Genomic DNA, 2897 nt, shown 5'->3' with positions numbered 1-2897 from the left:
GATCGCCCCGTGGTTCGCCGTCGCCGGTGCCTCCGCGCTGACGTTCGTGTTCGTCACGGCGTTCGCGCTGCACCCGACCGGCAAGCTCGTGCTCGGCCGCCACGAGGAGCTCGAGCAGGCCCCGGCGCGCCAGCTCCTCCGCCCCCGACTCGTCGTCGTCGTGGTGGGGATCCTCGGTGTCGGCCTGTTCTTCGGCGCGACCCTCACCTCGCTCACCGCGTTCATGGAGACGCACGGCGAGCCGTCGCAGGCTGGGCTGCTCTACGGCCTGATGGGCATCGGCTCCGCGGGGCTCGCGCTCGGCTCGGCGGCGTTCCCGCGCGGCTTCGCCCTCGGGTGGCGCTGGCTCGTGTTCGGCGTCGTGCTGCTCGGCGGCGCGGTCTGGTTCTCGCAGGCCGGTTCCGTCGTCGCCGTGGGCGTCGTGCTCGCGGTGATGGGCATCGGCATCGGCCCGACCCTGGTCGCGCAGTACAGCCTCGGCTCCGACCGGTCGCCCGTCGGCCGCTCGGCGACCACCATGACGATCCTCGGCTCCGCGGTCATCGTGGGCCAGTCGGTCGCGTCGGCGATCACGGGCGACGTCGCCGAACAGCACGGAGCCGGTGCCGCGATGCTGTTCCCTGCCGCGTCCGCGGCGATCGTCGGCCGACCGAGGATGTCCAGGTTCGGGCCGTTGAGGACGAGGATGCGCGACTGCTCGGTCATGCGGTGAGCCTACCGAGGGCCGTGGCCGCCACGCGCGCCGATGCATGCCTCGGCTATGTGAACGGTCACAAAGCGGTGTAACGTTCCCGTCCGGATCGGCAGAGTTGTCGATCGCAACACATCGACGTGGAGTGTGAATGGTTCTCGCTGCAGCGAACAACGGGATCCGGCTCGATCTGGGCTGGGTCGACTACCTGATGATCATCGTGTACTTCGCGGTGGTCATCGGCATCGGGTTCACCGCCCGCCGGCAGGTCCGGACGAGCATGGACTTCTTCCTCTCGGGGCGCTCGATGCCGGCGTGGATCACGGGCCTCGCGTTCGTGTCCGCGAACCTCGGTGCGACCGAGATCCTCGGCATGGCCGCCAACGGTGCCCAGATCGGCATGGCGACCCTGCACTACTACCTGGTCGGCGCCGTGCCCGCGATGGTGTTCCTCGGGCTCGTGATGATGCCGTTCTACTACGGGTCGAAGGTCCGCTCGGTGCCGGAGTTCATGCTCCGCCGCTTCGGCAAGGCCCCGCACCTGGTGAACTCGATCGCGTTCGCGGTGTCGAACGTGCTCATCGCCGGCATCAACCTGTACGCGATGGCCATCGTCATCGAGGCGATGCTCGGCTGGCCGGAGTGGCTCGCGATCATCGTGTCCGCGGGCTTCGTGCTCGTCTACATCACCCTCGGCGGGCTCTCGAGCGCCATCTACAACGAGGTCATGCAGTTCTTCGTGATCATCGCCGGGCTCATCCCGCTGACGATCGTCGGCCTGCACCGCGTCGGCGGCTGGGACGGCCTGTCGAAGGCCATCACCGAGACCCAGGGCGTGCAGCACCTGCAGGCGTGGGCCGGCACCGGCTTCGGCGACGTGACCAACCCGATCGGTGCGAACTGGCTCGCGATCGTGCTCGGCCTCGGGTTCGTCCTCGGCTTCGGCTACTGGACGACGAACTTCACCGAGGTGCAGCGCGCGTTCTCGGCGAAGAACATGTCCGCCGCCCGTCGCACCCCGCTCATCGCGGCGATCCCGAAGCTCTTCATCCCGGCCATCGTCGTGATCCCGGGCCTCATCGCCGCCGCGGTCGTCGGCAACCAGTTCGCCTCGGGCGCGCTCGACTACAACGACGCCATCCCGAAGCTCATCCAGATGTACCTGCCCACGGGCGTGCTCGGCGTCGCGGTCACCGGCCTCCTCGCCAGCTTCATGGCCGGCATGGCGGCGAACGTGTCGTCGTTCAACACCGTCTTCACGTACGACATCTGGCAGCGCTACATCAAGCCGAACATGCCCGACGTGCACTACCTGAAGACCGGTCGCTGGGTGACCGTCGTCGGCGTCCTCGTCGGCATCGCGACCGCGTTCATCGCCGCGCAGGCGTCGAACATCATGACCTACATGCAGACGCTGTTCTCGTTCTTCAACGCGCCGCTGTTCGCCGTGTTCATCCTCGGTCTGCTCTGGAAGCGGATGACGACCGCCGGTGCGTTGTGGGGGTACGTCCTCGGCATCGTGGCGCCGACCGTCACGTGGATCGCGTACCTCGTCAACCCGGACCTGTTCGCCACCGCGACCGCCGAGACCCTCTACGGCGCGATCATCTCGTTCGTCACCGTGCTGGTCGTCGGGTTCGTCGTGTCCATGCTGACGAAGCCGAAGGACGAGCGGGAGCTCGGAGGACTCGTGTACGGCGTCGGCAAGATCGACCTGCACGGCGACTCCGTCGCGACCGACACGGCCTGGTACCGCTCCCCGGCACTGCTCGGCACCGTCGCACTGATCCTGTGCGTCGTCCTCTACCTCCCGTTCCTCTAGGCCCGCGCTGACCCGCGAAGGAGATCTCCCATGAGCGACACCACCACCGCCATGACCGAGGAGCAGAAGGCAGCCCTCGTCCGTTCCACCCGTCGACTCGACCTGCGCAGGATCCTCGGCGGCCTGTTCGTCGTCTACGGCGTCATCACCACGATCGTCGGCATCGTCCACTGGGACACCGACCCGCAGAAGACCGGCGGCATCCACATCAACCTCTGGGTCGGACTGTCGATGCTCGTCGGCGGGCTGCTCTTCTTCCTCTGGGACCGGCTGGCCCCGGTCCCGGCGGAGGACATCATCGGCCAGGCCGAGGCGGAGGCGGACCAGAAGGCCGCCGGCGAAGGCCGCGACCACTGACCAGGCTGCGCTGATCGACGGACGGGA

3 protein-coding genes are annotated in these 2897 nt (G+C 68.0%); all 3 read left to right on the top strand.

The window, feature by feature from the left end; all coding sequences use genetic code 11:
- Window positions 1-712: MFS transporter (locus I5E_RS18175; protein ID WP_369007693.1), on the top strand; the 712-nt coding region annotated here is incomplete at its 5' end.
- 130 nt (window positions 713-842) lie between these two features.
- The gene (locus I5E_RS18170) at window positions 843-2513 is read left to right on the top strand and encodes a sodium:solute symporter family protein (RefSeq protein WP_022908242.1); all 1671 of its coding nucleotides are present in this window, start codon (window positions 843-845) and stop codon (window positions 2511-2513) included.
- A gap of 30 nt (window positions 2514-2543) precedes the next feature.
- A complete protein-coding gene (locus I5E_RS18165) occupies window positions 2544-2870 on the top strand; it encodes a hypothetical protein (RefSeq protein WP_022908241.1) in 327 nt (108 codons plus the stop codon).
- Window positions 2871-2897 lie beyond the last annotated feature (27 nt).

The sequence above is a fragment of the Curtobacterium sp. B18 genome, from assembly GCF_000333375.1.
In the GTDB taxonomy this organism is placed as follows: domain Bacteria; phylum Actinomycetota; class Actinomycetes; order Actinomycetales; family Microbacteriaceae; genus Curtobacterium.
The sequence above is the reverse complement of the archived record's forward strand: the minus strand, read 5'-3'. Positions and strand labels throughout refer to the sequence as shown.

Excerpts from the sequence above, each read along its gene's own strand:
- I5E_RS18165 (WP_022908241.1), top strand. The coding sequence starts at position 2,544 with ATGAGCGACACCACCACCGCCATGACCGAGGAGCAGAAGGCAGCCCTC.
- I5E_RS18170 (WP_022908242.1), top strand. The coding sequence starts at position 843 with ATGGTTCTCGCTGCAGCGAACAACGGGATCCGGCTCGATCTGGGCTGG.